The 22,992-nt window shown below is 57.1% G+C and carries 20 protein-coding genes and 2 pseudogenes; 4 read left to right on the forward strand and 18 right to left on the reverse strand.

Features of this window, described 5'->3' with window-relative positions; all coding sequences use genetic code 11:
- Positions 1–310: 310 nt before the first annotated feature.
- From G9463_RS19180 to G9463_RS19220, 9 genes and pseudogenes are all read right to left on the reverse strand, one after another.
- Positions 311–1,455: pseudogene (locus G9463_RS19180) on the reverse strand (ISH3 family transposase).
- A 225-nt stretch (positions 1,456–1,680) separates the two neighbouring features.
- Positions 1,681–1,830, reverse strand: coding sequence for a hypothetical protein (locus tag G9463_RS19185; RefSeq protein WP_161618968.1), 150 nt, complete (start codon positions 1,828–1,830; stop codon positions 1,681–1,683).
- Between the two features lie 47 nt (positions 1,831–1,877).
- The gene (locus tag G9463_RS19190; RefSeq protein ID WP_165897562.1) at positions 1,878–2,204 is read right to left on the reverse strand and encodes a hypothetical protein; all 327 of its coding nucleotides are present in this window, start codon (positions 2,202–2,204) and stop codon (positions 1,878–1,880) included.
- Between the two features lie 41 nt (positions 2,205–2,245).
- Positions 2,246–2,530: a hypothetical protein gene (locus tag G9463_RS19195; protein WP_165897563.1), complete on the reverse strand. Its 285-nt coding sequence runs from the start codon at positions 2,528–2,530 to the stop codon at positions 2,246–2,248.
- Positions 2,527–2,670: a hypothetical protein gene (locus tag G9463_RS19200; protein ID WP_165897564.1), complete on the reverse strand. Its 144-nt coding sequence runs from the start codon at positions 2,668–2,670 to the stop codon at positions 2,527–2,529. The genes G9463_RS19195 and G9463_RS19200 overlap by 4 nt, the downstream gene beginning before the upstream one ends.
- Before the next feature lie 202 nt (positions 2,671–2,872).
- Positions 2,873–3,388, reverse strand: coding sequence for a hypothetical protein (locus G9463_RS19205; RefSeq protein ID WP_165897565.1), 516 nt, complete (start codon positions 3,386–3,388; stop codon positions 2,873–2,875).
- 251 nt (positions 3,389–3,639) lie between these two features.
- Entirely contained in the window at positions 3,640–4,065 is a 426-nt protein-coding gene (locus G9463_RS19210) for a hypothetical protein (protein ID WP_165897566.1), read from the reverse strand.
- Positions 4,066–6,562: 2,497 nt separating this feature from the next.
- Entirely contained in the window at positions 6,563–7,186 is a 624-nt protein-coding gene (locus tag G9463_RS19215; protein ID WP_165897567.1) for a hypothetical protein, read from the reverse strand.
- Between the two features lie 119 nt (positions 7,187–7,305).
- Positions 7,306–10,347, reverse strand: a complete 3,042-nt coding sequence (locus G9463_RS19220; protein ID WP_165897568.1) for an ATP-binding protein — start codon at positions 10,345–10,347, stop codon at positions 7,306–7,308.
- Between the two features lie 481 nt (positions 10,348–10,828).
- On the opposite strand from G9463_RS19220, the pseudogene G9463_RS19225 reads away from it, so the two are divergent.
- Positions 10,829–11,118 (forward strand): annotated as a pseudogene (locus G9463_RS19225) (ISH3 family transposase); the annotation flags it as partial.
- A 222-nt stretch (positions 11,119–11,340) separates the two neighbouring features.
- Here the strand turns inward: G9463_RS19225 and G9463_RS19230 are convergent.
- The 3 genes from G9463_RS19230 to G9463_RS19240 form a co-directional block, all read right to left on the reverse strand.
- On the reverse strand, positions 11,341–11,580 hold the full coding sequence (locus tag G9463_RS19230) for a hypothetical protein (RefSeq protein WP_205254245.1): 240 nt from the start codon (positions 11,578–11,580) through the stop codon (positions 11,341–11,343).
- 1,145 nt (positions 11,581–12,725) lie between these two features.
- Positions 12,726–13,319: an HNH endonuclease gene (locus G9463_RS19235; RefSeq protein WP_007190699.1), complete on the reverse strand. Its 594-nt coding sequence runs from the start codon at positions 13,317–13,319 to the stop codon at positions 12,726–12,728.
- 345 nt (positions 13,320–13,664) lie between these two features.
- Positions 13,665–15,029, reverse strand: a complete 1,365-nt coding sequence (locus G9463_RS19240) for a restriction endonuclease (RefSeq protein WP_165897569.1) — start codon at positions 15,027–15,029, stop codon at positions 13,665–13,667.
- A 219-nt stretch (positions 15,030–15,248) separates the two neighbouring features.
- Here G9463_RS19240 and G9463_RS19245 point away from each other — a divergent pair, with 219 nt between their 5' ends.
- Entirely contained in the window at positions 15,249–15,389 is a 141-nt protein-coding gene (locus G9463_RS19245) for a hypothetical protein (RefSeq protein ID WP_160164352.1), read from the forward strand.
- A gap of 324 nt (positions 15,390–15,713) precedes the next feature.
- Here the strand turns inward: G9463_RS19245 and G9463_RS19250 are convergent, their stop codons facing one another.
- Together G9463_RS19250 and G9463_RS19255 are read right to left on the reverse strand one after the other, a co-directional pair.
- Complete coding sequence (locus G9463_RS19250; protein ID WP_007190696.1) at positions 15,714–16,970, reverse strand: Cdc6/Cdc18 family protein; 1,257 nt, start codon at positions 16,968–16,970, stop codon at positions 15,714–15,716.
- 715 nt (positions 16,971–17,685) lie between these two features.
- Complete coding sequence (locus G9463_RS19255) at positions 17,686–17,823, reverse strand: hypothetical protein (RefSeq protein ID WP_007190695.1); 138 nt, start codon at positions 17,821–17,823, stop codon at positions 17,686–17,688.
- Positions 17,824–18,237: 414 nt separating this feature from the next.
- Here G9463_RS19255 and G9463_RS19260 point away from each other — a divergent pair, with 414 nt between their 5' ends.
- Both G9463_RS19260 and G9463_RS19265 read left to right on the forward strand, forming a co-directional pair.
- Positions 18,238–18,450, forward strand: coding sequence for a hypothetical protein (locus tag G9463_RS19260; RefSeq protein ID WP_165897570.1), 213 nt, complete (start codon positions 18,238–18,240; stop codon positions 18,448–18,450).
- 82 nt (positions 18,451–18,532) lie between these two features.
- Positions 18,533–18,814, forward strand: a complete 282-nt coding sequence (locus G9463_RS19265; RefSeq protein WP_165897571.1) for a hypothetical protein — start codon at positions 18,533–18,535, stop codon at positions 18,812–18,814.
- Between the two features lie 254 nt (positions 18,815–19,068).
- On the opposite strand, the gene G9463_RS19270 is transcribed toward G9463_RS19265, so the two are convergent.
- The 4 genes from G9463_RS19270 to G9463_RS19285 form a co-directional block, all read right to left on the reverse strand.
- On the reverse strand, positions 19,069–19,404 hold the full coding sequence (locus tag G9463_RS19270) for a hypothetical protein (protein ID WP_165897572.1): 336 nt from the start codon (positions 19,402–19,404) through the stop codon (positions 19,069–19,071).
- Between the two features lies 1 nt (position 19,405).
- Positions 19,406–19,777, reverse strand: a complete 372-nt coding sequence (locus tag G9463_RS19275) for a helix-turn-helix domain-containing protein (protein ID WP_240150083.1) — start codon at positions 19,775–19,777, stop codon at positions 19,406–19,408.
- Between the two features lie 53 nt (positions 19,778–19,830).
- Positions 19,831–21,060, reverse strand: coding sequence for a hypothetical protein (locus G9463_RS19280; RefSeq protein WP_165897574.1), 1,230 nt, complete (start codon positions 21,058–21,060; stop codon positions 19,831–19,833).
- A gap of 298 nt (positions 21,061–21,358) precedes the next feature.
- Positions 21,359–21,685 carry a hypothetical protein gene (locus G9463_RS19285; RefSeq protein WP_165897575.1) on the reverse strand — a complete coding sequence of 109 codons (327 nt, stop codon included), beginning with the start codon at positions 21,683–21,685 and terminating at the stop codon, positions 21,359–21,361.
- Positions 21,686–22,992 lie beyond the last annotated feature (1,307 nt).

Raw genomic sequence — 22,992 nt, forward strand, 5'->3', positions numbered from 1 at the left:
CCCTTCTGCATCCCGACTGCCACTCGCGTCATTGCATCACCCGTATCATACGCATATAGTGTCTTGTGCGAATGGTATAAATCATACGTCAGACAACGCTGACACTCCTGGTACCGAGTGAAAGACTCAGTCGATCACATCGAAAGCCCACAAACCCTTCCAGTAGAAGTTGAATCTGTGTCTACGGTGCCTGGCCAGTTCTCGAAGTGAGATGGACAGTGAGTTTTGGCGGTGAGGAGTCGCTGTCGGCGGCGGATCGCCGCCGACGCGACAGTGTCGCCACTCACGCCCGCTGTCCTAGCTGGGACAGCTACCTGAAGAACCGGTCGTCAAGTGGTTGGTTCGCTGGAACAGACCTGCGGACACCAAGTGCCGTCCAAGCTGCGCGAAGCGTCATTTCGCAGAACTCCGTGAACGACCACTGTAAGAGGCGGCGCCCCCCGCGGCGGGGCGCCGCCACGTATCTCCAATGGAGATACCGCCAGCTGTTCTGGAGCAGTAGGCTCACTACAAACATCACCAGCCGCAGTCCAGCATCCTGAGAACTGGTGAAAGCGAGGCTCTGCTTGGCTAATCGGTAGCTTGATTCGATGCCGAAGCGCTTGCTGTAGTGCTCTCGTGCATCTCGTGGCGTGTCGATAAACGGCGCGTCAGCGGCGTAGCCGTGACGCGCCACCCCGTGTTCGTCGTACCGTCCCTGCTGGTATACGCAGTCGATGAACACAGGGAACGTCACCTCGCCAGCGAGATCGTGTTCGATCTCGCGGCTCCAGCCTCTGTTGAGTTTGCCTTGGATCGTCTCACCCCACTTGACGATCGGCATCACATAGGCGTAATTGTGTGCGTACAGTAGCTTGAGACAGGTGCTGTTGTAGAACCCTCGATCGAGGTAGACGGCCTTGACGCCAGGTCAAGGCCGTCAAGCAGTTCCAGAAACTCGCCGAGGACATCGCTGGTGGTATCGCCAGCGACAAGCTGGCGAACCGCCAAGGTGTACCGCTTGTTGCGTACGCGCACGTAGAGCGTCGCATAGGCATGGAATGTCGTTGTGCCACGCTTGGCCTGTGAGGAGTACAGAGCCTCGGTTTCGTCCTCATCACCGTAGTAGGGGTCGAGGTGGAGGTCTGCGCAGACCTCCACCGGTCGATCTGGAAGTGTCTCAAGCGCATCTCGTTGCAACAGCGTGTCTCCAACCGCTTCAACCGAATCAAGCTCAAACTGATCGGTGAGATGTCCACGGACGGTATTGGCGTGCGGTGAGTCGTCAGTCGTTTCGCAGACGTGGTTGATTGAGGTCCCGCCGGCGCTGGCGCCGGCGAGGACCTCGCACAATGTCTCTGTCGTGACCTCTACGTTCTCGTCGAGGTCTACCGTAAGCTCCTCTTCGAGGCTGTTGACGACAAAATTAAGCAGGTGCTCTTCCTCTATCTCGCTGTCTGCTTGGGTTGACTGCACATCCTCTCCAAGCAGACGCTTACTCTAACCCGATGTGATCGACTGATTGTACGGCCCGGCCCCACAGACGGGGCACTTCGAATTGATGTGGTTCGTTGTCTTGCGTCCATCCCGTTCTTCGCGACAGGCCTGCGGCGATGGTACATCGCCAAGATCAGGGATGTCAATCGTCTCGAGATCAGTGGTATCGCTCATGGGGTGTTGGGTGGCTAGAACTGCTGGTGGTCAGAAGAGGCCTTCGGGGTCACCGTTGTGCCCGGGCTGTGTCGTGCTGGTCGGATGGGCACACCATTTGTCGATTGGCTCACCCGTTCCATCAGGGAAGACGAACTCGTTGCTGGACCGCCGTCTGCAGTAGTTGCAGTTCTCGCTCATCCGTCGCCCCAATCGCGGGATAGAAATTGGCACCGGTTCGGTTCTAATCAGCCGGTGTAGTTGAAGTGCCGGTTGAGGATGGGGCGGAGCGTCTCTCCCTCCGGATGCTCCCGGAGGAACGTTTCGACCGAGTCGTAGGTCGTCGGCTTGTCGGCTGGCCGCCGGTACGCGACGAATGGCGTCTGTGCCGCGATAGCGTTCATCGCCCCTTGCGTGTCTCTCGTCACAGGGGGGAGAACGACGGCGTAACCGATGCCGGTGGGATCACCGAGGATGATGGCTTCGCGGGTGGCCTTGTCGCTCGTTGTTCGACCGGGGCTGACGACTCGAGTCGTGCTCTCGTCGGATGTCGCTCGTGTGCAGGTGACGCTCATTGATTTGTGAACCCTCCACTCCTGTCGGGTGATAGAAACGACTACTCGCCGGCTCCAAATTTGTCCATCAGGTCCATCGCCCCGACAGCCGCCGCGCCGACGTTGCTGTACTCCTCGACCCCTTCGAGGTCATCGTCGACGGCGACGGTAACGTAGCCGCCGTCCTCGCTGGCGTTGTAGATGGTGATGGTTGTCGGGATATCGTCTTCGTCGGTGCGCTCTGTGCACCCCCACGTCGTCGCGTCGTCTGGAACACCTTCGACCTCGTCGGCTGGGACGCCCCGCCGGTCGTGCTCCCAGTCTGTCGCCACTGTCGCGAGCGTCATCGCTGCGCCCCCGTTCGCTCGCGGTGGGTGCTTGCCGTCGCCGTCCCGACGGGAGCGCCCATCCGCTGGGCCTCCTGCCGAAGCCGCTCGCTGTCAGTGCTGTCCGTGCCGGTGCCGCCGATGGCTGGTTGCTCGCTCATGGAGGACACTCTCCACTCCCACTTGGAGGGCAGAAACCAGCCAGCTGATCGCGCCGACGATCTCCGGCAGTCCGTCGCCGACCGGACCGGACGGCAGGTGACCGACGAGACCTGTTGGAGTCGCCGCTCCAGCGGTGCGGGGTGTCGGGGAACATCGACAACCGAGTTCTCCGAGGGCAGGGAGGCAGTCTCGCCGGGACCGCTATTTGGTCTCGAACTCCGCGTCGGTGTCGGTGTGCCACTCGAGCGCATCCCGCCGGCTCCCGTCGTTCTTGACCAGCCGCACGATCGACCGAGGCTGGTCACCCGTCGCTGCTTCGACCGCTTTCAGGAACGACTCCGCCGCGTCCTCGTCGGCGAACCGCGCTGCGACCAGCTGGTCGAACGTATCGACGATCGCCTCCGCCTCGTCGTGCTTGATGTCCTCGACTTCGAGTTCGATCGGTCGGGCGCACTCCGGGCCTGCCGCCGGCGTGCCGATGCCGACTGCCAGCTCGTCTGTATCATCGACGCCGAACTCCAGTGCGTCGAGAAGCCGAAGGAGAACATGGGGGTCGTGCGTTTCGACGAACAGCGAGAGTTGCTGGGCGATGGTCGTCGCCGGCCGTCGTTCGACACCACCGATATGGAGTTCGATGACGTGCTCGTTGTCGAGGCTGTGCGTCTCGTAGTCGGTCGGCGTTTCCACGAAGGTCGTATCGTCCTGAGTTGCTGCCATCAGTGATCCCTTTCACTCTGGACGAGGGGCACAAAGGAACAGTCTCGTTCAGTTCGCGTGACTTCTGTTTCGCCCCGTAGCGTGCGACCCTGCGGTTCCTGGTGGACTGAAAGGGCGAGGGCCGCTCGCGTTTATCGTACTCGCCTCAGCGGGCCCTATCATCCTCCGGAAGGATATCCCGCTGAGCGAGCGCGAGCGACCCGAGGGCTTTCAACACCACTCCGACCACTCCGCCGTCTCTCTTCCGCTGGTCAGTCGTCCGCACCCTGTTCGACGCTGCCGCCTCCCTCCACTGCTTCGCGTTCTTTCAGGACGATTTCATGGAGGGCTTCTTCCTCGTCCGTTCGATCCGGGATAGTGCCTGCGCTCTGAAAGTAGGGAGTCGGGCTGTCGGTCAAGTCCACACCAGTGACGCCGCCGGGCAGTCCCCGCTCCGCGACCCGCTCGAATCGCTCCTCGACTGCTTCCGCCGCGACCGGCTCCCCGCCGAGACTCTCGATAAGGACGTCGAGTTTCGCGTCCAGTTGTTCGTACCGGTAGCGCATCTCCCGTGCTTGCACCCCCTCAACCAGCAGCAACTCGATGGCCTTGCTGGTCGAAATGTCATGGTGCTCTGCTACGGCCACGATCGTATCGACAAGGTCCTCTCCAACGTACGAGCTAATGCGTTCGCCCATACCCGCTGGCTTCTGGCTCTGCGTACTAAGTGATTGCCCTCCGCTTCCACCTACTGCTCGTCTCGCTGGACGCCCCCTGGTCGAATCCTCGTCTTCTCGTGCCGCACTCGGCCGTGGGACTCGGGTCGACAACCCCGCTGGCTGCGTCGAGACTCTCCCCTTCTGGATGCCGACCCCGACCTCTACCCTCTCGTCTGCCGGCCCCGGCTACTCCCCGCCGCCGCGCCAGCACTCGGCCCCGTCCTGTGCCAGCACTACGGCCCCGCCCCGAACGACTTCTCGGCTCCGCCCTGGTAGGCCCGCCTACGGCAACGCGGGGAGCGAGATATGTTGCCCTCCACCACCACCCACCCCACCCACCACTTCCACGCGCCCACCCCCTTCTCCTGAGCCCAGAAGGGGGACCACTGTGTCACTCGTCGAGTGCTGTCGCCCGTCGAGTGCTGTCTGCTGTCCCCCCGGAGCCGTGTCGTGTCGTCGCCGATCGCCGTCCACGTCCTTGACCCTCCACCCATCGCTCCTGGGCTATCCCGGCTCCCCTCGCCTTCGTCGCTGTCGTCCTCGCCTTCGTTGCCGTTGTTCTCGCTCTCGCCCCACCTCTATCGTTGCTGTCGCTCCCACCCCCTACCCGCACTCTCGCACTCGCCATCAGTCTTGTCGTTGTCGCCGGCGCACTCACTCCCATCGTCGCTGTCGCCGCCGCCCCTGTAGTCTTGCCGCCGCAGTCTCTCCCCATCCTGCCGTGTCTCGAGACCTCGCCCCATCCCTCTCGCCTCGCGATGCTGCCCTCTCCCTCTGCTGTTCGCTCCTGGTCGGTCCACCGCCGCTCGCCGCGACGTTGATTCCCCACCTCGCTACGCTCAGTCGATCCCGTCTCTCGTCGCCGCCGCGTGACCGCAGTCGGTCCCCGTCCTCGCCGCGTCCAGTCTGTCCTGCCTCGTCGCTCCGACTCCGCCAGTCATCCACCCCTGCCGGTTGCGTTGCTGGTTAGTTCTATCGCCGGTCGCTCACCAGTCGTCTCTTTCCACTGCTCGCTCACCAGTCGTCTCTTTCCACTGCTCGCTCATCAGTCGTCTTTCCCTACCGGTCGCTCACCAGTCGTCTCTCTCCGCTGGTCGGTCCCCAGCTCCTGACGCCGTTCGCTCTTGGTCCGTCTTCGCATCTCGGTCCTGTGTTCGTTCCCGCCGCTTGTCGCTCCCCTGTTCGTCTTCGTCGCTCGTCGTCTCCAGTCACCGTCGCCTTGAGCCGATCTCCACTTCCGCCACTCGTGCGCTCCCCCAGGGTTCCCTCCAGTGTCAGCAATCTGGTAGTCTACTCTCTGTCCACTCCCTCTCTGCCCCCCTTGCTGTGCCTGCCCCCCGGCTCCGCCTCGAATTGTCCGCCACGCGACTACCTACTGGAACTTCATCTCCCTTGAACCCTAATTGTGTGAATTCGGCTGGTCATATTAGACGCGAGGAGATTACTGTATAGGCCCCATAATTGAATCTGAGCCTGTGGCTGAACGTATGTGGCCGAAGTCGGCCCCCTAAGAGTAATAACTTACCCCGCCAATTCTGCCGCCGTACCGTAATTAGTAGAAATGTAGGCTCAAACGCATAAGATAATATGGGTAGGCCGTATTCGCTTGCAGTCTGGTAATTAGGGGTGTTCTGAGCCGCTGGTTGATGGGTTATTACGACCACCCCAAATCCCGCCGCCGTACCGTAATTAGCTATCTAATGAGTGGGCACGTCAATCCTGCTGCTGTCCTGTAATTACAGTTGCTGTCGGCGGGAGTAGACGCCGAAAATCCCGGTAATCACGAACCCCCCGTAATCCGCATCCCGTCGTGTAATTAGCGGTTTGATGAGGAACGGGCGCAAACCGGACGCCGTCTTGTAATTACGGTTTGCTTCGGGGCAGTCGCCGATCCAGTTTCGGGTGTAATGAGAGAACATCCAAACTGGGGATGCGTCCGGTAATTACACATCTAATGAGGCGTGCCGGTGATTTCGGCTGCCGTCTGGTAATTAGAGGACGTTCTGGCTGCCGTTAGTATAAGAATCGTGATACGGGTGGTGGTATCCGGTGAGGTTCGGGGCTTGATTGACGGCTGGTGCTGGTTCAGGCTCATGCTCACGCGAGGACCGGGCCACCAGCTACGTGGTATCGACGCGCCCCCCGAGGTTTGCCGTGTGTATGCCGACGCGGAGACGTTCCCCAACCGATGCGAACAACATCTGCGAGGATTGCGAGTGGATCGCGCATAGATTCTGCGAGGATTGCGAGTGGATCGCGCACAGATTCTGCGAAGATTGCGAAAACGCCGGGGGTGGTAGGCATCAGTGTCTGCGTGCCGGGGCGGGATGGATGGTGCTGTCGGCCCGGTGGCTACCGGCATCTGGGATACTGGCCTGTCTGAACAGAATGGCTGCTGTGGAGTGTCGTTGAGCTTTGCGTCCACTCCATCCAAGCGAAGGCTGGGCGAACTGTGGAACAGGTTCAACGACTCTGGTTACGCTTCGACTTCCTCATCGTCCTCGTCCGTCCCGCTGTGTGCAACCGGAGAGACCTCGCCCTCTTGGTCAAGGTCGACGACGAGCCCACCGGGGACGTGTTCGTTCCCGATGTCTTCGTCCCACTCTGGCGGGTACCGCATCGTCTGGTCTGGCTTGATGTCGTTCTGCTTGAGGAACCCGCCCACCGACATGGAGACGCGGTCATCGCTCCACTGGAGCGAGTAGACGTTCGTCCGGTCGTAGTTTTGCTCAAGCGGGATGATTGCGATCTCGTTGGTGTTCTCGTTGTACGCGAGGATGACCGCCTCTTTTCCTTTGAGGTGCTGTTGGGAGACGGTAGAGTTCGGTGCAACCTGGCCGTTCTCCCGGAGCGAGATGAACTCGCGTCCGTGGAAGACACCGAAGCCGTCGTCGGCGAGAGAGTCCGAGATCTCGTCGATGAGCTCGTCAGGGTTATCAGGCTCTCCACTATCTGCATCCTCGGTGAGTTCGGATTCGCCGCCATCTTCGGAGAACGAACCTGAGTCTTCTGCAGACACTCCACCGTCTGGCTGAGTTTCTTCTTCACTCGGCGTACTATCCTCTTCTGGACCGCTCTCTCCAGCAGTGTCTTCTGACATACTGCAATCCTACGTTCAAACGAGAGGAGTATATTCCTTTCCCCCCAGAAAGAGAGTTGACTGAAGAAACGTTCTGTTGTAGGACGTCAGCGAGTGTTTCGAGAAGAGGGGTTCCGGGGCTATTCGATGTCTTGTCGAAGCGAGTTCAGCGTGTGAATCTCCGAGATGCCCGGATCATCGAGCTGTTCGCTCACTCTTCGAATGTTCTGTGCGCTGTGGCCTGTCGGGAGTCCGTCGACCTCCTCGCTCAACTTCTCCAAGAGCGTAATCGCTTCGTCGTAGTTCTCCACGACCCAGACCACATCACCGTAGCCCTCTTTGAGGGCCTCGTAGTCATCGAGGACATGCCCTTTCTTCTCTGGGCTGGTCTCCACCTCGATGAGTTTGTTTCGATCAGTAGGTGACTGCTTCGTGGATTTCGCAAAGACATCCGTCTTGTTCCCGCTGTCGTTGATGTCGCCGTAGAGCGTGACATCGTAGCCCTGTTGTTCGTAGTAGGTTCCTGCGAATCTCGCCCCCAGGCGGTGTTCTGGGCTTTCGTCTCCTAATTCTCCACCTTCATCTGGAGACAGTGAGTTGTTATCGGCGTATAGTTCTGCGTCCTTTGTTGGGATGTAGTAGAACTTGTTCTGACCGATTGAGACCTTCTCAAGGAAGTCCCAATCGTCAAGGTCTTTCGCTGCATCGCTGAACGGGAGCTGTGTCATCGGATCGCTGAGGCTGTAGTTCTTTGCCCCGTCAGTTAGCGCGTCGAAGACGAGTTCAAGGAACGCCTCATGCTTAGTCTCCAGTTCTCCGCCGACTTCGACTTCTTCTTCCTCGTCTTCGTCGTCGGCCAAGGAGTCGCTACTGCTGAAGTCTGCCCCCGCAGAGGAGTTGATGTACTCACTGTCCCGGTTCAGAGTGTGACGATTTCGACTCTCTTCTCTAACGGATTCTGATTTCGAGGACACGTCGAATGGGCCTTCACTGTGTCCCGGTGGGATTGGGAGTGGTTTCAGCGTGAGGATTTCTGGCTTCTGTTTGTGGAAGCCTGTCGACGGGAGTTGGACGACCCATTCTCCACGCCGAAGCCCGGCGATGCGGTCTTTGATTTCGTCCGTGTCAAGATCTTCGTGGAAGAGAGATTCCGCCAACATATCGTCGGTCGCGATGTTGCCGATGATTTTTGTGTTGACGTTGTTGAGGATTTCCTGATACGAGCGACGGTTCGCCCGTGGGTCTTCGCCCAGCACCTGCTCGGGATATTGCATGATGAGTCCCAGCGAGAGATTGAATTCGCGGCCTTTCGGGAGCAGTTCGTTGTAGACGATCTCGTTTCGTGCGATGTTTGCGGATTCCTCGATGATGACGTTCGCGATGTAGTCGTCGGCGTCTGGCGTCCACAGTGATTGCACGGACCGCCAGAGGTGCGAGAGGAACAAGACAGAGAAAATCTCGCTGCTTTCTCCATGAAGGTTTCCGGTGTCGATCAGGAGGACTTTGTTGCCGTTGAGGATATTCTTCAGGTCCAGCATGGGAACATCCGTCCGGTTGTACCAGTTCTTCTCATCATCCCAGTGTTCTTCGGGGATCTCGAAGGAGAGCATATCCCAGATGAAGTCCCGTTCCTTGAGCTTCCGAATCCGGTTCAGGACTGCGTCTGTCGTGTTCATGAACTGCCGCTCTTCCTTCTCAAGATGTGATTTGAGGAACCCACGGACCTGTTCATCCTCGGCTGTTGGCAACGCCTTGTCGATCTGCTCTTGACTGGCTTCTTCAAGATCTTCGATGGACCGGCCGTAGTGCTGGAAGTCTTGGGCAGCGTCTAAGAGGTCTCCAACCGTGAAGTAGTCTGAGCCATTCTCCTCGTCGAACAACGCTTTGATGAGGTTCGTGAGGATCTCGTTCGCGACGAATGCTTGGTCGACTGTATCCCGCCCGAGGACGAAGCGTAGCAGCTGGAAGTAGTGATCGATGATGTCTTGAATCGCGGTTTCACGTTCGCGACCAGCCGCGCGAGTGAGCGGACGTAAGTCGAAGAAGGGGATGCCGGGGATGTTTCCGCCCTCTTCGGGCACCTTGATGTACTCGACGTCGTCGAGGTCGCCGAAGAGCGTGCGGTGACACCGTAGATAGTTCCGACACATCTCACCGCCTTTCGGGTCGATGAGGATGGTCGGTCCCCGCAGATTCTCGTGTGTAGTGAGCATATCGTTCAGGGTCGCGACCGTCTTTCCGCTCCCCGTCGTTGCAGCGCGGATGTAGTGATGCGTGAGGTCGCCCGCAGAGAGCGCCAGCGCGTCTCGCTTGCTGAGTTCCGCCCACCATTCGTTTACGCTTTCGATTGCACTGATTTCTCGCGAGTTTTCGGTATCATCGCGTAGGGCTGTGACTGCGTGCCCGATGGTCATTCCGTCCGAGAATTTGCGGAACACTTCCTCGTTCGGAGACGTCAGCGCGGATTGTGCTTTCGGCTTCCCGCCGGTCCCGCCACGGCTGGCTTTCGGAAGTGCGTCGATGGATGGCACCGTGATGAAGCTGGCGAGCTCTTCGATGTTGCAGACGAGTATTGGTTTCCGCCGGGTGATCATTTCCCAGCCGTTGGGGTATGTGATCCCGTGATTGAGCATCCGCTTGTATTCGTTCTCGTTCTCACCGAGATATTTTCCGTCGACAGAGTAGAACTGTCCGCTCATCTGGTTGAGCGAGTCTTGTAGATTCTCAGCGGTCCGTTGAGACTGTGCTGCCGCTCGGAGCGAGACGTTGTAGGTGTGGCTGGGGTTCTTCAGGTCGATCTGCGCCATCCGACTCTGCCCGGCACGCTGGCCGTCGACCTGTGAGTCCATGATTGAGCCACCGACTTCTTCCGGGGTATCCCCACGGTGTCGTTCCCGCTTCTCTTCATCGGAGACGCCCATCAGTGCGTCAAGAACGCTTCGTATGATCATCCCGCCTGTCGTGTGGACGCCACGTTTGAGCCGTCCTTTCTGCCGCTGAGCTTTCGGCGACCAGTCAGAGCGCGGCTCGAAGATGGCCTGGAAGAGAACCGCACCGTCGGCTTGAATGATGGTCTCGAGGAGGTTCGAGAGAGGAGACCGGTCGATGGTTTCGGTGTCGAAGCGGGTGAGGACCGTCATCCAGTCTTTCCGACGTTCCTCGACGCCTTCGTAGCGAACCATGTGCGGGACTTCCTCGAAGACGTCGGTGATGTCGAACTGCTTCCTGTCGAGCTCAAAGTTTTTTCGACTGCTCTTGTAGCGAGGTGCTGCTTCAACGCTGAACTGCTAGATACGATCGAGAGACGGTCTGTAACGATAATCTATCAAATCAGAGCTGAATCCCTGATAGGGGGGTGCATACTTTTCAATAACAACAGTACAAATGTTATGTATGGTTGCATATCTGAGTGATAGCTCAATTTTCGTTTCTATGGATTGGTAGTCACATACATTTTCCCCGTGTTTCGGGATCTTAGGACATCTATTAGAAATGATGTTTTGATATTTATGAGCCTGTCCAAGAATTCCACACTGCCCGTCACCTGATATCGGCTGAAGATACTGCTACACGATTCGGCAAACCGATCCAACAGTGTCGACAAAAAGAGAATCGAGCTCAGTTACCTAGCAATTGTGTCCGCCACTTCGTGCCCGTCCGGCCACTGACCAGATCGAGCTTGACTCGGTTGAGACAGTCGGGGACAGGCTCTTGAGACACTGCCTGATCGGCAGACAGAGGCCGTCAACGAATTTCACCTCGATCCTTACTACGGCGACGAGGACGAGACAGAGGCGCTGTTCTCTTCGCAGGCGAAACGTGGAACCACGACGTGTCACGCGTACGCCACGCCCTATACACGAGTACGCAACAAGCGATACACGCTGGTGGTGTCACCAGCGATCAGCTGGCGAACCGCCAGCGATGTCCCTGGTGAAGGTCTTCAAACAATTCGGCCGGAGCAGTACCCGGCCGCCGAAGCGAAGGCTTAGCCCATTCAATTTGTCCACCTAATAGGCAAGACTGAAATTATTATAGTTACTTTCACTATATATGGTGGCTATTTGAGATATATTTTAAGACTTAATCAGAAAATACTTCAAAGCAGTCTCGTAACTCTCTAATATCTGGCTGTATATGCTAATTATATCTATAAATTGGTGAATCAGGTGTTTTCAGCTGTCGCGAGCCGCTGTTGGGCAATCGTGCATCCGGATCCGTTCAGGCAGCCCAGTGCGGCCACAGACCGGGCACTCGACGAGCGGCGTCGGCGGGAGTGCTCGGCACTGTTTTAGGGCTTCCTCCAGATGCGCACGGGCGACAGTCGACTCACATCGCGTGAGTGCTTGCACGAGTTGCATCTCGAGTTCTTCGCGGGTCGTCTGTCTCTGTGTGGGGCGGTAACGACGTGTCACTGCAGCTCTCCCAACGGTTCGCTGGGGTCGGTCAAGACTCGATACGACGTGGTGGCGATGTGTTGCCACTGGGTGAGACAATGCATACAACTTAGAGGCGGGGAAACCGGGGCGACCACACCAGCGAGCAATCGTGCTGGTAGGTGGCCAACACACCCGTTTGCAACCCACCTCACCCCATTCGGGAGATACAAACAGTTCTTCTCGCGGCGACCCTCATCAAACAGTCTTCGAACAACACCACGTCACCAACACCACATCGCAACGTCGCTGTCAGCGCACACTGTGAACACTGGAGCAAACTACACGATCGCTCACTTGCGACTGATTTAACTCATCGTTCCGCAGCACAAAGATCTGTACTTCCATCGGGGGTAACTCCCGTCGCCAGTAAAAAAAAGCAGAGCGTAATCGACGGCCTAGCGGCTGGGGGTGGGGGGTAGCTACAGTGTTGCTCACTATCGACAGGGTTTCCCCGTCGACATCCGCCTCGGAGCGGCACAGTGGGTGGCCCCGAGTGAACCATGTACTCCAGATTCCTTTGGCAGCCGACCGACGTTCGGGACACCCACTCCCCAGTCGGAGAGAGCGGCCTGAACCACGGTGACGGCCTGATCGCCTATTCGGCGACCTACATGGGCTGCAACCTTTTCTGTCCTCCACCTGCCGCACGCGACAGGTGGCTTCTCCACGCTACCAGGGCATACTTACTCGGAGCTTATCCCTATCGGTATAAGAAGGTCAGTATTTTGCCAAAAACGGCGTTTGATGGGAGAAGAGGTGGTCTAACCCGATAATTACGGTTACAGAGTCGGCAGTTACGACGGTGAGTCGTCGGAGAGGGTATCCCGCTTGGCTCGTGCACGACGACGAAAGCATGCGATCCCGTTTCGGTATACGCCTAGTGGCCGTCCGATCAGCCGGGACTTCCAGTCACTACACTTGGTGACAAAGTAGTCTGTAGGTTCGTTCCGAGGGTCCTGACGACGGTTCCGACAGCAGCCTCTTGAGCAACGAGAGCAACGCGCCGGTTGGTGGCGGAGCCCCAGTCGTCGAGCGCTTGTTAGATACTGACCTCGAGTCAGTCACCCTGTCCCGGCCCGCGGCCCGGCGTGGTGTCGCGATCCGGGTCGGTTGGGTCGGTGTCAGTCATCGTCAGCTCCGTCCTCATCGGCCTCGTGATCGGTGTCGTCGTCGTTGGCAGCTGCCTCCCCGGAGTCGGTGTCGGTGCAGTCCTCACCCGCTGTCGCAGTATCGTCACCACCATCGGCAACGACATGATCATCGGTCCCAGCGGGATCCCCGGTTGGATCGTCGGCCTCGAACTCGGAGGGATCGAAGCCCTCACGTTCGTGTTCGAGGTATTTGACGCTCTCTGGGACGCCTGCATCGTCGCCGAAACGCCGTTCGGCTTCTGCACGAGTCAGGCGTGGGCCTTCGTAGTACTCGGAGTAGTGAGCATTCCAGGCGTGGCGGTGCTCGAGCGGGAGTTGGCGGTGCCATTTCCGGTAGGGTGGTTCGTCGACGCGATGGACGTGGACATGGCAGCTCTGACACAGCGGAATCACGTTCTCTACTCGCTGGTCAGTTTCGTCGCCGTTGACGTGATGCAACGAGAGTTTGTCTTGCCGTCGCGCTCCAAGATCTGTGTCAAGCCATTCGTCTGGGGTTCGACTGCAGATTACGCACGCCCGGCCCCAGCGGTCGAAGATGGCTTCTTCAAGCGTTGTTGGTCTCATAAGTCGATGATAGTGGGTGCTCGCGTGGCTAGTCGTCCTCACGTCGCCGTTGAGTGCGACGGGACAGCGACGCCACTGCACGCGTCTGCGCTGCTATGCGAGCGGTAGCAGCTGGTTAGAAGTCGATGCGTCACCGTGAGAGCGGATTCCCAGGCGTGACACCTCTGTTTGAGTACTCACCTCACTCAAATCGGGAGGTACAAACGAATCACTAAGACCGGACTTCCACCCCAAGAATCGTGGTCTTACTCACCGACACACATTCGAGCCGATTGGTCGAGTCGCGAAACAGTGGTCAGGAGCGGTTCACAGAGACCACACAATTGGACAGCCCGCCACGACAGGTTAGATGACGCCACTCGTTACGAGAAGTCCAACGACAACTAACAGCGTCACCACCACGCCTCCACCAGCCAGGAGCTTGTTCTCCATCGCCTTCTCGTGGAGTCCCATCTCGGCATACTCCTCACGGAATGCCTCGAGGTTTTCCTTGTTGTAGAAATACTTCGTCTTCAGCGAGAACCGTTCGGTGACTGCACAACCTGTACAGACTGGCTCATCTTCCAGCCGCTCTGTTTTGATATGGCTGTTGCAGGCGATGGCCCCACAGTTCGGACAGTAAGTGTACGTCTCGTCGACACCGCTCGTCTCGCAGTGGACGCACCGATGAATCCCGTCCTCCAGAGTGACCCGTGAGGGGCCAGCAGCATAGTATTCGTACGGATACGAGTATTCCAGTATCTCTGTCGTCTGTCGAACCTCAGGTAGATACACCGGCTCAATCGATTGCACTGAGATGTCCGAGAGATTCGGCTCACACGTCTTGTTGTACGTGACGTTGTTGCCACCGGTATAGGTCACCGTCGTCGTGTGATAGTCCTGAAGCCGGTCGACAGCCCACTCCTTGTACTCCGTTTGGGTCTGGCCGAATCGGCGCTCGTCGACGTCGTCAAAGACCTCTATAAACCGCTCAGTATCGAGCTCGACCGTCGCGTGGAAGTTCTCGGTGACCAACGTCGCGACATCGTCGTCTGCCATCTTTGGATGTCCACGTTCGGCGTGAACAACGAACTGCGTACGATCGTTGATCCGGTGGATGACACCAACAGAGGTCTCGAAGACCGCATTAGTGTCAGCAGTGATCGCGATCACCGGGCGAAACGTCACCTGCGAGTGCGGCGCCGGAAGGTCAGCAGGCTCGATGTTCTCGATATCGCGGAAGGCCGCCTGGACGGGCGCGTCGACATCCGCAGCCGGGTCGTACGGTCGCAGCGTCTCGTCACAGAGAATCTCGATGCGCCCGTTATAGAGATCAAGGCCAATTTCGTCGGCAATCTCTCGGAGGGCTTCGCCGTCGATTAGTTCGATAGGATAGGGGTCATCGTTCTGCTGGAGTCGGTCTGCGTACTCCTGGGCAGGATTCGTGAACCGGCCGGTGGTGACAACCATCCCGCGCTTCGGGCCATCGAAGTCAAACGTCGCAATGGCCGAGTGGAGCTTCTGGACGACCGGCCGGCCGACCGTGCTCGTGTGCTTGCACTCGACGATGATCGCTCTACGGGTACCGTCAACGACCTCCTCCATGATGACGTCCCGCCCCTCGTCAGCTGTCTTCTTGGCCTGTCGGGCGTTTTCGTAGCCAAGATTTCGGAAGACATCCTCTATCAGATCCTCAAACTCAAACCCAGAGAGATCATCAAGTACAGCCATTCGATATGTTCAGACAGTGTCCCGCTATTGCCAAAATACATTCGTTGCCTCTCGTGAACCGCCTCGAAGTCAGTGAACTCAACAAATCAGCAACGACCGTTCAGTTGAGAGCGGTCACGACTCCAGAACCGTGCCGGTGCCAGCAGCCGCGGAAGTGCCAGTACCGCCTAAGCCATCGCTTGCATCGGTGACCTGGCGGTATGCCGATGCCATAATCCCATGGACGAAGATGAAGAGGATGCTATTGGACAGTGCGGTGACGAAATCACCGATGGCGGGTTCGCCGGCCAACTCGAAAACCGCTGGGACGGCACCGATGAGGATTCCACCGATTCCGACCACCAAGACGAACACCCCTAGTCGAAGGCCACGATCAAAATCAAGGAACTGGTCAGTCCCAACAAGTGAGGTCGTTCATATCGGCCTCATTTCCTCCGATGATCGAGTTATGTTGTTAGTTCTGGTATTTCGTCAGACACTCCACCACTGCCAATAATACCGAGGTACTGGAATGGGATAGATATTATTGGCAACAGTGGTGTCGGGAGATAAAGTCACTTTTGAGGTATTTAGATGATACTGGCAGAAGTGGAGAGGGTATTGGAGAAACTGGCACTGGGGGTTAAGTGACTACTGGCAGAAGTGGAGAGGGTATTGGCAGTACTGGTGTTGGCGGTTCCGAAGTCACTCCAGAATCCGATGTTGCTTTGCAGTTTCACGGATATCGTCAAGCTCTCCCAGTTCACTTTCCAGTGCATCAAGAGCCGACGAGAGAGAGACATCAAGTTCGTATTCGTTGTAGTTCCCGCGTCCACTCGATGAGTCGACTAGCCGTAAAATTCCGTGAAGGCTCAGATCCGAGAGATGGTCGTGTACTCTCCTTCGTTTCAGCGGTTCACTACCGTGGTTTCGAAGAACTTCCTGATACCGCTCATAGATCAGTTTCGTTCGTTCTGGTGTCTCTCCTTCGGCCGCTAACTGACAAACAGTCAGCAACACGTACTGCCCCTGCCGGGTTAACGAATGCATCCCTTCGACTACCTGTTGTCGCTGAATCTGATGCTCGGCCTCTCGGACGTCTTCTTCGGTGACTTTCGCCTCTCCACCAGCCATCGCATCGTTTTCGGCGATATCAGCGGCTTTCCGAAGTAATCGTAACGCCTGCCGAGCAGATCCAGAGTCTTGTGCGGAGAACGCCGCACACAGCGGAATTACGTCAGATTCCAAGACATCGTCGTATAACGCAATATCAGCTCGCTGCTTGAGAATATTCTGCAGTTCATTGGCGTCATAGGGAGGGAATAAGATTTCCTCTTCGCAAAGAGTGTCCTTGACTTTCGGAGAGAGGTTTTCTCGGAATTTAAAGTCGTTCGAGATGCCAACTACACCGATTTTGACATCGAGATCTAGTTGTGAGCGTGCTCGTGGAAGCTCGTACAGAATATCATCATCCGAGCCGATGTTATCGATCTCGTCTAGAACAACGAGAATGGTCCCACCGATCGACTCAAGGTCGGTGTAGAGTTCGTTGAAAATCCGTTTTTGTTGATAGCCGGTTTCGCTTATAGGTTCGCGCGTGGAGGAGACTGTGGTTAGAGGATGAGAAGGAGAGCGTATCTCGTTCACGAGATTAACAGCCACCTGATAAGACGTGGTGCAGCCGGTACAGTTGAGTTCGATAACGTTGAGATCGACGTCATCGTACTCTTCGGCGGATTCCTGCAGTTCCTCAAGCAGATTGTGTGTCGCAGCTGTCTTTCCGACGCCGGTAACGCCGTAGAGAAAGACGTTGTTCGGTTGCCAGCCCTGAATGACAGGACGGAGAGCGGCCGCGTATTCATCGAGTTCTTCGTCTCGCTCCTCAAGTGTTTCTGGTTGATAATCATCCCGGAGAACATCTTTGTCCTGGATGATGAACGATTCTCGATTGAATCGGCCCATAGGTGGATTCAAAACGAAGGACTATAATAAAACCAAGGGTTCCAGTATCACCATTAACCCACCACTCGAACCAGTTATGCCAGTATTGGGCCCATTTATAAAACACACACACTCCACTATTGCCAGTAAACCGCCGCAACAACTGAAAGGGGTTGATGACTCTTCTATATAACGATGCTTTTAATATAATCGATAAAAAACTAGACCCGCACTAGAGAAAATCCAATTAAGTACTGCAGAAAAAGTGACAGTAAGTGGACTAGAAACTATCACGCTTCTACCTCTCTATTCATCCTTTTGCCGTTACTGGCAATAGTGGAGTGAGAGTGGTATATAAATACCAGTCTTATTGGCAGTACTGGCAACTATGGTTCCATTCTTTTGCTACCAACGTTGTCCCTTCAGTTATCCAGTCGAAACTCTCCTCGATGAATTACACGTCTTTCCAGATACTTCGGTCGACCCCCTTTTCGGTGACCTTCATGTCAGGATCTACTTCTTCAATCCTTGTCGTTCATCGAGATTCGAACTTTCTACCGATAGAGGTCGCTGTCGCTCTTGGATAGAGCCACAGAAAGACCCTGTAGTTACACCGAACTATCTACTGGGAGTATGTCTCATACTCAACCAGCGTTCGGAGCAATGGTACAACGGGTTATTGTTAATTATCACTCTATAGCTGAAGGATACCATAACCGTGGCCGATAGGATTGTGTTACTCAGTTTTGCGGAGTTGGCCATCGACCTCGTAGAGCCAGCCACGGTCAAGAAGCCGACCAACCACGTATACTGCATCAGCGTGCTCCTCAATATCCTCAGACTCGGCTAGAAGGAACTCATGCGCTTCGGTCATAGCAAGTTCGTCAGTACCTGAATCGTACGCTCTCTCGAGTGTCTGGTAGGCACTTTGAACCCAGTCTGGGAGGGGGGGTTGGCCTGTGTGTTTCATAGCCGTAGTCAGTCAACTATCACTATCATTGAGAGCCAGCAACTTTACTTTCCCGAAGGGTTGGATAGGTAACTCTGAGTTCGAGACCGACCCACTCTGAGAGTGAGATGTTGATTACAGGGATAAGCAGGACCAGTTCTCTGGAGAGAGCTGCCACCGTGAATACGGAACTCACACGGGACAAATCGAATACACAGAGACGGAGTCAATAGACAGTTCTCACAGAGTTGATTTCAGCACTGTGGGATGAACCAGTTGTTCACTGGATCTGCGTGTTTAACAAAAAGAGGTATCCCTCCGCTGACGGTATTCGGGCATATGGATGCCCTCCAACATCTGTACCGTAGACTGGACAACCGAGTACGGGGTCTCTCTCGCCTCTCGTACGCTCTGCTCGTCGGCCTCATCTCCGCGGTGGCCGTATTCGCTGTCAGAAACTTGCTGCCGGGGGATGGAAGTTTCGGCCCGATCGCGATGGGCGTCTCAATGACTGTCGTCTACTACGCGCTCGACCCGAACAACACAACCTGACGCAACTCGCTCTCACTGTACTGGCCACTGTCCGCGGAGCGGCATCACCACATTTTTGAGAAGCGCATCAGAGGTCTCACTGATGCCCTCCAACAAAGCAACAGCCGCGGCCCCGATAGTAACTGGCGTCCTTCTCGCCGGGACGGCTGCACGAGAAGTCGTACAGACCGGACTCGAAATCTGGACGATGTTGGCTCTCACTGGCGGCCTCTCTGCGGTCGCTGTAGGTCTGGGCGTTCTGACCGACCTCGGTGGGTTTGACTCCGATAGCGACTCTGACGGATGTCGCGACCGGACGACAATCGCGCTCGCCGGTCTCGCCCCGACATCTATCGCCGTCGGTGCTGGGATTGTACTGGCGTAGACGACGCCCACTAACCCACATCTGCTCTCGTCTGTAACTCACTCGACTATGTGAAGTATGTACTTCTGTACCGATCCAGCGGGTGGTCTATTGTCTCTTGTACCGATTGTCAAATGGCTCGATCGAGAGTGGGGCGACAAGCACGATCACTTTGCCTCGAGAACGCCAAGTCAACGAACGGCGGCGAACACGTCTACGCGAACGCTATCAGGCTTCACGCTTGGGGGGACGCGGCGTTCTTTCTTCATAGGGACTCACTTGCCTGTCGGTGGTTCCGACCGTGTGAGATACAGCGAGTAGGCGATAGAGCTCACACCGGCGAGTTGAATCAGTCGCACGAAGATGCGGAAGTAGCCCTGATACACGAGCGGTGTCACACCGAGTCGGAACACCGCGTTGCCGGTGAAGGCGATGGCGTAGGTCACGCCGAAGAGAAGGATGAGTCCGACCGAGAGATACCGCATTGGCGAGCTGTCGTGTCGCTGGAGCCCGCGGTAGGCCTGGTAGCCGATGTAGAGCCCCACCAGCGCCGTGACCGCCGTGATCGCAGTCTCCACAAGGCCGGACGTTGTGAACTGGTCCAGCACCATCTCAGAACTCCTCCCAAAGCCGCGTGAGTCGGTCGGCGATGTCCTCGCCCCGCCGGTCAAGTTCGAATTCTAATTGCTCATCCCGGAGTCGGATAGTTAGTTCGTCGAGGCTGGCAACGTACACCGTATCGTGGTGCCCGTCCGCCCGCGGGCGGGTCCGCTCGGCGAGCAGTCCGGCGTCGGTCAGCCGGTCGAGCCGTCGGTACACCGTTGCCTGGGAGATGTCCAAGCGGTCGCTCAGTTCCCGTGCGCTCATTGGCTCACCGCTCGTCGCCGTGAGAACCGCCCGGACGTGGTCGTCGTCGAGGAGTTCGACGACTGTCTCGAGTGTCGGGTCCTCGCCCACGCCCGGGCCGTCGCGTGCTGGTGTCATAATTATCGGTGTCCTGGTGGGTCGGCGGACCGCCGTGCCGGTTGCTTGGGGACTCATCGGAGATGGTAGTCGTACAGCGAGGCGGATCGGTTGCCGTCGACCGACACATATGCGAGCCTGACTGCCCCCTCCTCGTCGAAGGCCATCGTCGGGACGGAGACGGACTCGCCGGCTTCGACCCGCTCGCCGATGTCAGGGAAGTCACTGATGGGTTCGGCACCCGGCCCGTCGACGCGAAGTCTCGCCGTTCGGACGGCGTCACCGCCCTCGTGGTGGAACGACACCCGCTGGGCATCCGCGTCACGGGTGGCGCGCCAGGTCACGTGGGGGACCAGATACGACCCGACCCCGTACTCTTCGCGGAAGCTGTCTCTCCGCAGTCGCATCTCGATGGTCGCGGTCCGGTCGCCGGTGGTCACGTCGACGGCGCGTGCGTCGAGCGCCCGGTCGCGCTGGTTGAGCGACGATTTTACCGCGGAGTCCGTGATTTCGTACCCCGTCGGAAACAGCCACGTTTCGACGTAGTAGACGCCGTTGGCGTCGTGGTCGAACGCTGTCGCCCATCCGATGGTGTCACCCCGGACGCCCTCGGCGTTCCCCCAAGTGCCCGCCCCGGCGCGAGGGACGAGCCACGCCCAGCGGCGGTAGCCGGCCTCGTCGCTCAAGACGGTGAAATCGCTGTCCGTTTGGTGGTAGCGTGCGACGTCGCCGGCGGCGGCTCCGACCGTCGCGGCCACGACATCGCGGGCTGCTGTGCCGTTCCCGAACACGAGCGCGTCCCCGCCCACAGCGACGACGCGCTCTTCGTCCCGATCGTAACAGTCGTACTCGCCAATTGCTTCGGACGGTTCGTAGCTCGTCTCCTCGACGGTCTCGGCGACCGCGGCCGGGTTGATGTCCCCGAGCAGGACCGCCATGTTCTCGCCCGCGACAGCGAGATCAACGTCGTCCACGTGCACGCCCACGTAGTCGGCGTGCCAGAGGACGATGCTACGCGCGATTGACTGCCTGGCCCACGTCGGGTCGCCGCCGGCCGGTGGGTCATACACCATCACGTCGTAGCTCTCGTCCATCTCCGAGTCATCGGGGACCTCGGTCGGTGCAGGGAGCCACTTGCGGTAGGTCGGGAGGTTCCGTTTGGGGACGTTGACGTCGCCGTACCGGACTGCCGATCCGAGTGGCGGCAAGCCGCTACAGCCAGCACTGAACCCTGCCATGCCCGCAGTGAGGGCTGCGCCACAGCCCCGGAGTACGCGACGGCGTGACGGAGTATTGCCGGTCATGTGTTATTGGCGACTAGCTGGTATGATAAAGTCGACCACCGGTCCCCAGCGGTGCGCAGACCGTAGAAAAGATTAAATATTGGGAGGGTAGGCCATCATTGTCGGTAGTTCCCATCGAGTCAGGAGTTAGTTCGGACTGATGTGGTCAACAGATAGCGACTGGTTTTTCCGCTAAACTGGAACGGATGATCAGCTGATACATACTACCTTGGTCGTGGTCAATACACACGGATGTAGCATTGGAGTGACCGAAAATTTGGTTATACCAATCGGCTAGCACAGAGAGGAGGCCGCTCGCTTACTTCGAAACTCGTCTGTACAGCGCACTACCGGCAACGGTTCCAATCATGAGTCCGCCAATCCATTGGACAATACCGCCATAGGCAAGCAGTGGCATCGCAACGAGTGCGATAAAGACCAGCGAGAGGCGGACGACTTCGGACGCCTCGACAGCCAGATAGACTGTTCCAGCAATCACGAGTCCAACCCCTACTGCGGCAAGCAGCGATGTAATGCCGGCCGTATCTCGGAATGTAAGGCCAACAATCGTCAGGAGGAGACCAATCAGGACGATGCTTGACTCAGAGAGTGTCGGTGTGTTCAGGGGCTTTTGGAGGGCGCGCATAAATTCACTTCAGGTCACATTCTGAATTAGTTTGTGGTGCACATTCCGCCCGTCTATTGAACAGTTGGTTCGTTGGTTTTAGCGTGAAAGAGATGAGGATGTCGTGCTGACCTCATCCTCTAAATTCAGCAGCTGTCGAATTGACTTGTTCGAAGCACGGTACAATGCCAAGCGCTGAATAGAACGCGCATATCTCGCAAAAGTCAGTCGAGAATTTTGACAATCTACTCGGAGAGGTCGGCATAGAGTTTCGTCAGTCCACACTTCGGACAGAGGAATGCATGGAGCGGAGTTTGGTGCCCGACACCGAGACGATCCAGTACACCACCATCTCGCTCAGTTTCAACATAGAGGTCTCCGACTCCTTCGGCAGTTGCGTTCGTCTTTTCCATCTGGACATCACAATCCGGACAATGGTGTTCGCTCATTGGTCTCATATCGAGTTTTGCTGCCGGTTGGGAAATAGGCCAGGTCATGATTTCATGTTCGGACACACGAATTTGACAGAATTCTCTGCTGAATTCCACCAGTAGTTTTTCAACTCGTACAGCAAATCGACGGCTCACAGACCATCCGCGTCTCTCAGTAAGCGACATAGCAAACTGAGGGTTAGCGTCATCGCAACAGCGACTGTAATTCCAATAATTAGCGTCCCTATTCCAACCATACATAATTTCAGCGAGCCTTTCGTAAGAAAGTCACGACCCGATTCCTGTCATTCCTATGCAGGTAGGATGACTCGGTTCGCACGTGTTCCGAACGGGTTATGTGCGGTGATAGGTCAAGTCGGTGAAGAGCCGAGCTAGATCACTCTGGGATGTCCGGTGTGTACCTGCCAGTGTTGTCGGTGGTGACGACTGCAAGTTCAACTCGACCTGAATCTCTGAGAAGTGCTTGAAGATAGTTCACGTACTCCCTTTCTGGAGGGGCTGGATGGAATATCGCTTGAGTCATAACTTCTCTATCCGATGATTGACGCCCGTCGACGGTACATTCGACTGCGTACCACACTGGTTCAGTGAAAACGTCAGTATACGTCGTCGATTCCTCGGACGACAGTTGCTCTGTGGCAGTTAGATTGCGTTGCGGTGCTGGAACCGTTACTTCGCCCGCAACTGTTCCGGCTTCAGTATTGAGTTCACTACCAACGTCCGTCACGGCCAGTTGTATTGCATGAGGGAGAGGGTGTCATAGAACAGTTACCACACCAAAGAGCAGGGTGAATGCTGAGGTGGTATGGACTCAGCGACCCTGCAGAATGAGCCTTCGGTAGAGTCGTTCTTCAATGTCGCGGAGACCGAGACGTT

It is taken from the genome of Haloarcula sp. JP-Z28, assembly GCF_011440255.1.
Taxonomy (GTDB): domain Archaea; phylum Halobacteriota; class Halobacteria; order Halobacteriales; family Haloarculaceae; genus Haloarcula; species Haloarcula marismortui.

Coding starts and splice junctions, on each gene's coding strand:
- G9463_RS19240 (WP_165897569.1), bottom strand. CDS start 15,029: ATGGCTGTACTTGATGATCTCTCTGGGTTTGAGTTTGAGGATCTGATA.
- G9463_RS19275 (WP_240150083.1), bottom strand. CDS start 19,777: ATGACACCAGCACGCGACGGCCCGGGCGTGGGCGAGGACCCGACACTC.
- G9463_RS19270 (WP_165897572.1), bottom strand. CDS start 19,404: ATGGTGCTGGACCAGTTCACAACGTCCGGCCTTGTGGAGACTGCGATC.
- G9463_RS19195 (WP_165897563.1), bottom strand. CDS start 2,530: ATGACGCTCGCGACAGTGGCGACAGACTGGGAGCACGACCGGCGGGGC.
- G9463_RS19190 (WP_165897562.1), bottom strand. CDS start 2,204: ATGAGCGTCACCTGCACACGAGCGACATCCGACGAGAGCACGACTCGA.
- G9463_RS19200 (WP_165897564.1), bottom strand. CDS start 2,670: ATGAGCGAGCAACCAGCCATCGGCGGCACCGGCACGGACAGCACTGAC.
- G9463_RS19250 (WP_007190696.1), bottom strand. CDS start 16,970: ATGGGCCGATTCAATCGAGAATCGTTCATCATCCAGGACAAAGATGTT.
- G9463_RS19260 (WP_165897570.1), top strand. CDS start 18,238: ATGGATGCCCTCCAACATCTGTACCGTAGACTGGACAACCGAGTACGG.
- G9463_RS19255 (WP_007190695.1), bottom strand. CDS start 17,823: ATGACCGAAGCGCATGAGTTCCTTCTAGCCGAGTCTGAGGATATTGAG.
- G9463_RS19235 (WP_007190699.1), bottom strand. CDS start 13,319: ATGAGACCAACAACGCTTGAAGAAGCCATCTTCGACCGCTGGGGCCGG.
- G9463_RS19280 (WP_165897574.1), bottom strand. CDS start 21,060: ATGACCGGCAATACTCCGTCACGCCGTCGCGTACTCCGGGGCTGTGGC.
- G9463_RS19220 (WP_165897568.1), bottom strand. CDS start 10,347: ATGGTTCGCTACGAAGGCGTCGAGGAACGTCGGAAAGACTGGATGACG.
- G9463_RS19245 (WP_160164352.1), top strand. CDS start 15,249: ATGGACGAAGATGAAGAGGATGCTATTGGACAGTGCGGTGACGAAATC.
- G9463_RS19185 (WP_161618968.1), bottom strand. CDS start 1,830: ATGAGCGAGAACTGCAACTACTGCAGACGGCGGTCCAGCAACGAGTTC.
- G9463_RS19205 (WP_165897565.1), bottom strand. CDS start 3,388: ATGGCAGCAACTCAGGACGATACGACCTTCGTGGAAACGCCGACCGAC.
- G9463_RS19285 (WP_165897575.1), bottom strand. CDS start 21,685: ATGCGCGCCCTCCAAAAGCCCCTGAACACACCGACACTCTCTGAGTCA.
- G9463_RS19215 (WP_165897567.1), bottom strand. CDS start 7,186: ATGTCAGAAGACACTGCTGGAGAGAGCGGTCCAGAAGAGGATAGTACG.
- G9463_RS19210 (WP_165897566.1), bottom strand. CDS start 4,065: ATGGGCGAACGCATTAGCTCGTACGTTGGAGAGGACCTTGTCGATACG.
- G9463_RS19265 (WP_165897571.1), top strand. CDS start 18,533: ATGCCCTCCAACAAAGCAACAGCCGCGGCCCCGATAGTAACTGGCGTC.